The sequence below is a fragment of the Staphylococcus intermedius NCTC 11048 genome (assembly GCF_002902385.1).
Taxonomy (GTDB): domain Bacteria; phylum Bacillota; class Bacilli; order Staphylococcales; family Staphylococcaceae; genus Staphylococcus; species Staphylococcus intermedius.
Genome location: NZ_PPQH01000011.1, coordinates 1 through 6,553, shown reverse-complemented (window position 1 = coordinate 6,553; position 6,553 = coordinate 1). Strand labels below are relative to the sequence as shown.

General features: G+C 27.6%; 5 protein-coding genes and 5 pseudogenes. 8 read left to right on the top strand and 2 right to left on the bottom strand.

Annotated features, from left to right (window positions below; genetic code table 11):
- From CD138_RS03740 to CD138_RS03730, 3 genes are all read left to right on the top strand, one after another.
- Positions 1–560: PH domain-containing protein (locus CD138_RS03740; protein WP_142380748.1), on the top strand; the 560-nt coding region annotated here is incomplete at its 5' end.
- Positions 561–650: 90 nt separating this feature from the next.
- Positions 651–800, top strand: a complete 150-nt coding sequence (locus CD138_RS03735) for an aureocin A53 family class IId bacteriocin (protein ID WP_019167426.1) — start codon at positions 651–653, stop codon at positions 798–800.
- 53 nt (positions 801–853) lie between these two features.
- Entirely contained in the window at positions 854–1,543 is a 690-nt protein-coding gene (locus CD138_RS03730) for a CPBP family intramembrane glutamic endopeptidase (protein ID WP_103265963.1), read from the top strand.
- A gap of 327 nt (positions 1,544–1,870) precedes the next feature.
- On the opposite strand, the pseudogene CD138_RS03725 reads toward CD138_RS03730, so the two are convergent.
- A pseudogene (locus CD138_RS03725) lies at positions 1,871–2,614 on the bottom strand (DUF536 domain-containing protein).
- A gap of 372 nt (positions 2,615–2,986) precedes the next feature.
- On the opposite strand from CD138_RS03725, the pseudogene CD138_RS03720 reads away from it, so the two are divergent.
- From CD138_RS03720 to CD138_RS03705, 4 genes and pseudogenes are all read left to right on the top strand, one after another.
- Positions 2,987–3,435 (top strand): annotated as a pseudogene (locus CD138_RS03720) (replication initiator protein A); the annotation flags it as partial.
- A 77-nt stretch (positions 3,436–3,512) separates the two neighbouring features.
- Entirely contained in the window at positions 3,513–3,881 is a 369-nt protein-coding gene (locus CD138_RS03715) for a DnaD domain-containing protein (RefSeq protein WP_167414211.1), read from the top strand.
- Positions 3,882–4,016: 135 nt separating this feature from the next.
- Complete coding sequence (locus tag CD138_RS03710) at positions 4,017–4,625, top strand: stage II sporulation protein M (protein WP_019167432.1); 609 nt, start codon at positions 4,017–4,019, stop codon at positions 4,623–4,625.
- Between the two features lie 286 nt (positions 4,626–4,911).
- Positions 4,912–5,318, top strand: a pseudogene (locus CD138_RS03705) (YjdF family protein).
- Between the two features lie 797 nt (positions 5,319–6,115).
- Here the strand turns inward: CD138_RS03705 and CD138_RS03700 are convergent.
- A pseudogene (locus CD138_RS03700) lies at positions 6,116–6,430 on the bottom strand (protein rep); the annotation flags it as partial.
- Positions 6,431–6,482: 52 nt separating this feature from the next.
- On the opposite strand from CD138_RS03700, the pseudogene CD138_RS03695 reads away from it, so the two are divergent.
- Positions 6,483–6,553 (top strand): annotated as a pseudogene (locus tag CD138_RS03695) (IS6 family transposase); the annotation flags it as partial.

The following is a 6,553-nucleotide window of genomic DNA, read 5'->3' as shown; positions in this document are numbered from 1 at the left end:
AAATAAAAGTTATAAATTCATTTGAGGATGAAGATAATAAATTAGAAACAAATGTAATTACCCCTATAATTAACAATGATAATAAATATGATTTTATATATAAATTCTTAAATGTAAATATGTATGATAAAGAGTATAATCTCAAAGGACTGTCTATGTATTCTATAATACCTAAAATAATAAGGACTTCTATTCTTTGGGTACCATTAGTATTAATATTACTCACTATTAATTCTATCATCCTAATAATTATTGTTGGTTTGATTATTGCATATGTATTAGCATCCCAAATTTTACAAATTTTTTTAACAAAATATGGTTATTCCAAAGTAAACTTGAATATAAAAAAGCGTGGTCTTTCATCTTCTCAGAGTTTGATACGCTTTACTGACATAAAAGAAATTATTCTAAGTCAAAGTTTTCTTCAACGTCTTTTTAATATAAATTCTTTAAAGATAGTAACTTTAGCAACACCACCTAAAAAAATAGTGTTGCATGATTTAAACGAGAAACATTCGTATGATATAGTTAATAGTTTTAAAAATAATTGTAGCATGTAATGAGACTCTTGAATATATAACTATATATGTTATGATTAATATGTAAGTTAACGCTTACATATTAATCATATTTATGGAGGTTTTTATTTTATGGGAGCATTATTAAGAATTGCTGCGCAACTAGGTAAAAAAGGTACACAATGGTTATGGGCTAATAAAGGAACAGTTTGGTCTTGGATTAAGGATGGAGTAGTTATCGACACTATCGTACAACGTATTAAAAAAATCGTTGGAGAGTAGAATTTTTTGCTAATCAGAAAAAAGGGAGGTTGCAGCCTCTCTTTTTTATTCTTATGAAAGGTAACTATAGTATGAACAATAATATAATAAAAAGAGATTTTGCACTTCCGTTTATTTATATTATTATGATATCTCTTATTAACTTTTTTAATGATAATTTATATATAAATTACACCGTAGAAATATTTATGATATTGTCTCTATTTTTATTATGGTGCATATTTCATAAAGACAACTATAAGAAGCAATTACTAAATGGATTTATGTTTGTAAAAAGCCACTATAAATATATATTGATATTATCTATATTAATGCTGACAGCAAAAAATTTATTTGTATTTATAGTAAAAAACTTTGCTCCATCAAATATTAGCTTCGTACAAACTCAAAATGATATTTCCATTCAAAATGAACTTTCTCAAAGTATATTAGCGGCCTCTCTAATTTTTATTACATCGGTTATCGGAGCACCTATTATTGAAGAATTTTTATTTCGTCATTTGCTAATTGGAGAATTAGGTAAAAAGTTTAATTATACATACATGTCCGTTTTATCACTACTAGTATTTAGTTCGTTGCATGTTGTTAGTTCTAAATCTTTTCTAGAATTAGGGCCGTACATAATTATTTCTTTATGTATAATCATTTCTTATATTAAGACAGGCAAAAAGCTTTCTATTGCGATTAGTTTACATTTTATTAATAATCTGCATGCTTATTTCATGCTTTTTATTAATAGTTGACACATAGAAAAAATTTAGTAAAACTAAGACAATTATTACAAATAAAGTACCATCAATAAGGATAGCTATCCTTAAAGGAAGGCATCGAATGTTCTGTATTACATAAAAAGGGCCGTAGATTTGAAGATATCTACGGCTTTTTTCCGTGTCTTGAAGTGAGGATTATATTATCGCGTTAATTTAGCTATCAATTTAAAATGCTAACCTAATGTTTTCTAATTTTCTTTGTAATAGAGTCCCCTATTTTAATATAAATTAGATATGTAAATTAAAGTACAACCTACACTTGTAAATATATAAAAGAAAATATATATATATGCCTCTTGCTTAATTACCAAATAGTCGTACCCAAAAACTTTTTTTAGATCGATTTTCTTTAGTTTCTACATCTTTTGAAACATTATTTATATCTCCAGTCTCTTGTGACTCACTATTTTGTTGTTTATTCTCGTTTTTACTTTTAATTACATCATTAAAATGGGAAACTATTTTTTCTTCTTGATTATCTGGATAAATATTAATAGAATCCGTATTGTGTTTTGTTTCTTGAATTTCAGTATTCTTTCTTTTATTAGCAGAATAATTAAGTTGCCTTTCTTCTTCTAATTCGGACTCCAGTCTTTGTATTTTTCTATTACTTTCTAAAGCTAATATTTGCTGATTTTCCAATAGTTTATTTAATGTATTAACATTGCTATTTTGTTAATCTAATTGTTTAGTTAGATTATCAATATATTTTTCATCATTTTTAGCCCTATTTTCAAAAATTTCTATTTGTTTTTCTAATTCATTTATTTTCGTCTGTAATATCTTAGAACTATTTGAATGATTATATTTATGCTTTTCAACTTCTGAAGAATTTTCGTTAAGTAGTTCTTTTTTTATTGAATCATTACTTTTCGTTTTACCTACTTTCTTGGTAATTTTTTCTACAATCTTCAAATAATCATTATCATTAATATAGTTAATTCCATTTTCTTTTTCAAAAGATATACTTAAGCTTTTTGCATTATTAACAATAGTTTGTTTAGTTACACCCAGTTCATCAGCAATCATTTTAATAGTTTTCATAACATCCATCCTTAGATACCTAATTTACCACCTAAATTTTATCACCTAATAGATTATAATTCATTTTTAGTGCCTAGTTAGGTGCTAAAAGAAAAACTTTGTTCACCTTAGATTATAAAGTTCTTCTAGCTATAATTAAATTCTTTATATACAACCTTAAAAGTGTTACTATTACTTTATAAATATTAAAAGAGTTGATGCTATTGGCGTAGCATCAACTCTCGGTAATAAAACGATTCGCACTCGTTTGTTTATATAATTTTTGATACTCGTATTATATATATCCACCCATGTAATTGCAAGCACAAAACATATAACATGCGTAAAATTGTTTTATTACCTCTATCTAAATTACAGAAAGAGGTTTTTATTATGTCTACTAATTTTAATATTAAAGAAATCCAAAGAGAAAAATTTTATCAATTACCTAAAGTGTTTTTTACTAATCCGAAATACACAAAATTATCTAATGATGAAAAAATTGCATATGCTATTCTACGTGACCGTCTCGATTTATCTATAAAAAATAATTGGATTGATGAAAATGGGGATATATTCTTTATTTTCACAAATGAGACTTTAAAAAAATACTCAATATAAGCAGCCCAAATAAACTTTCTAAAATCAAAAAGGAATTGCAAAATGCTGAATTATTTAGCCAAATAAGAGTGGGGCTTAATAAACCCAATAAATTATATCTAAAAAAACCAGTAGTAACTCAAGAAGATGTATACCTAATAAAAAATGTAGAAAACACCTTTGAGCCTAGTAATAACAAGGATGTATTAAATTCATACATCAAGACGTATCAAATTCATACGCAAATGATACTGATATAATTACTACTACTAAAAATTCACTAAACGGTAGTAGTAGTAAGAAACATTTAATTACACTTTTGAAAGAAGAACTCTCCATCCCACCTACTAAAGCATTTATAGAAAAAATAGCTGATTTAAGTAAAAATATGAACCCAGACCTTTTGGAATATGCTGTCAAGTATGCTTCTGAAAATGGCAATAACCCTAAACAATACTTAGCTAAAATATTAGAAGTATGGTCTAAAAACAATATATTCAATTTAGAACAAGCTCAAAATTTTAATGTTAAATCTAACATTAATCCACTAAAAAGTAAGGAAAAAACACCTAGATGGATAACTCATCCTGAAGAATTTAAGTTAAAAGAGGAAAATGATCAAGAACTAGCAGCAGAAGCTCAAGCATTTAAAGAGCACTTAACCAAAAAAAGAAGAAATTATCAATAATCACTTCTAAGTAAGGTATGAAAAAGAATGAGCTAGTTTTTCAATACATAAATGGACGCTCATTAATTTTCAAATTAGTATTACTAATTTGTATCAATCTCATTAGAAATGATTGGTAAAAGAAGGAGGGAGTTTATGAACTCTATCATAAACTCAAACTATATTAAAAGAGCTATAAAGTTATTTATCATATTAACGATTTTATTAGCCTTTACAACTATTGTAGCTTTCTTTTTTCATCCTACTGAAGAAATCATAAAACAGCTAGGTAATAAAGCGCCTAAGCGTGTAAGTGAAACTGATGGATTAATAAAAGTATGGGGGTTTATACAAACAAATGCATTCTATGTACCTTTACAAATGCTTATATTGGCATTAATACCTATCCCGTTTTTATACTTGGCCAACCTTATCGTGTCTGTAATTATACCAGGTATGATGTTTGGGTTTTTACTATCCTTTAGTCCATATAAAGGGATTACAGCTTTACTAGCTTATATTCCACACTATACATTTGAAATTATGGGACTTTGTGTTATAGCCAGTGGTTTATACATATTAAATCAAGCAATCATACGGAAGATAACAAATCTTTTTAGGAAAAGAAAAAAGGAAAATTATTCTTTAAAAAAAGCCATAACTAATTTAGCCAAGATGTATTTGCTAGTCTCTCTTCCCTTAATAATACTAGCTGCCTTTACTGAAACATATTTTGCTAATTTCCTTTTAAACTTAATGAACTAACTTGTCATAATTCTTTAATAATATTTTCCAATATGTTATGAGAGTACTCTAATTAAGTTCATTTATTAGAACCATGTTCTTTTGGAAACCAAATGACACATCTTAATTTAGTTATTATCAAGACAAGAAAAACCTCGTTTCTAAATCGTATTATTTTGTTAATATCAAACTATGAAATGTAAAAACACAATTAGGTTGGTAGTCCTAATGCAAAATATAAAGTTTTGTCAGTAACCTTCCTCCTCAGGTCGTCCTTCATTTCATATAAAAACAGAGGAGGAACAACATGAAACTTACAATTTTTCATGACGGTCAATTTTTTATTGGATTAATTGAATATAAGGAAAATAAAAAAACGGTTTTGGCTAAATATACATTTGGCTCAGAACCCGATAGAGAAACTATTTTAAAATTCATAGACAAAAAGCTTTTAACATTAATAAATAAAAGCAAAGCAAAAACTAAACATAAGTCATCTAACAAGAAAATTAATCGAAAAAGATTGCAACGACAGGTAGCAAAAGATCAAAAGAAAAAAGTAATCACAACACAATCATAAGAAGCATTAAAAAAAGAACAAGAGCTCAAGAAAAAAGTTCTAAAAAGAGAAATAAACAACAAAAAGAGGCAGAAAAAGCACGAAAACGTAGAATCAAAAAACAAAAAGCGAAAGAAAAACATAAAGGTCATTAAACCCTGATTACTTTATTAACAATGAGCCACTGAATCCTTAACACTCCCAAAACTTATCGAATCATCGGCTTAATAGCTCTTGCTATGCCGACATTCGTCTTCAAGTTTAGTTAAGGATTCTTCTCATTATCAATAAATTTTCTCGGCATAAATGCGTGCTTGTTTTATGTGCTCTTTTACCCCTCCATTATGTATTGGTTTATGGATTGATTTAACGCCATACCATAAACCACCCTATAAATCAGGTACATCTGAAGAAACCCAGAATTAAAGGCTATTCAATTTCTCGTGACTATCTTAGTTAAACTCTGTTTAATCAAGATTTTTATTTTTTCATTGCCCAAGGGCGCACTTACATACCAAAATGGTATCGTACCAAAACCAAAAAGTGCGTATGATATTCCGATACCTTTATTTTGCATTTTAAGGGGGTATTTAGAGACAACTCTATTTTATGGGGTTTTTAACACCTACCTACAAACACTTTTCGTCGCTTAGAAAGCAAATATGAGCTATATGAGATACATTTATCTATACAATTAGATTACAGTTATCCATACAACTAACATACATTTTTCCTGATTTTATACCTGCAAGATAAGTGTAAGAAAAATGTATAGATAAACGTTATAAAAATACAATGGCCATTTACTGATACAACGGTATTTTACAACTTCGCTTCGTTGTATTGTTCAAAAATCATAACTTGATTGGGACTCCCTAAAAATAATTAACAGTAACTGATATTTTTTAGTACGTTTCTAAAATCGAAAAAAACGCCAGCTTTTTAGCCGACGTTATGAATGTTTTAAATAATAATTCTGTTTTTCATAATTCCAAATTGCTGTGATTGAATGTGCTTTTTCTTCTTCCTCTGTCGTTTTCTCTTTATCACTTGTTTGAACTAAATCTCCGTCTTCCACATCATCTGAATTTAAAAGTTTATGCTTTTGTTTAAGCAATCCCCCATAACTTAACATACGTTTTCGATATAAACCTTGTTCTAAATCATTTACAATTTCTTGATTTCTTTCGTCATCATCAGTTAAAAAGTCAGATGACTTCACAGAGTATTTTGAAGTCTCTTTGATTGCTGCTTGAATATCTTGGTTCTGTTGCAAAGTTAAATATGTAGTATAATTTTAATAAAAAGGAGTATTCTACATGAACTATTTCAGATGTAAACAATTTAATAAAGACGTCATAACTGTAGCCGTTGGCTACTACTTAAGATA

Coding starts and splice junctions, on each gene's coding strand:
- CD138_RS03730 (WP_103265963.1), top strand. CDS start 854: ATGAAAGGTAACTATAGTATGAACAATAATATAATAAAAAGAGATTTT.
- CD138_RS03735 (WP_019167426.1), top strand. CDS start 651: ATGGGAGCATTATTAAGAATTGCTGCGCAACTAGGTAAAAAAGGTACA.
- CD138_RS03710 (WP_019167432.1), top strand. CDS start 4,017: ATGAACTCTATCATAAACTCAAACTATATTAAAAGAGCTATAAAGTTA.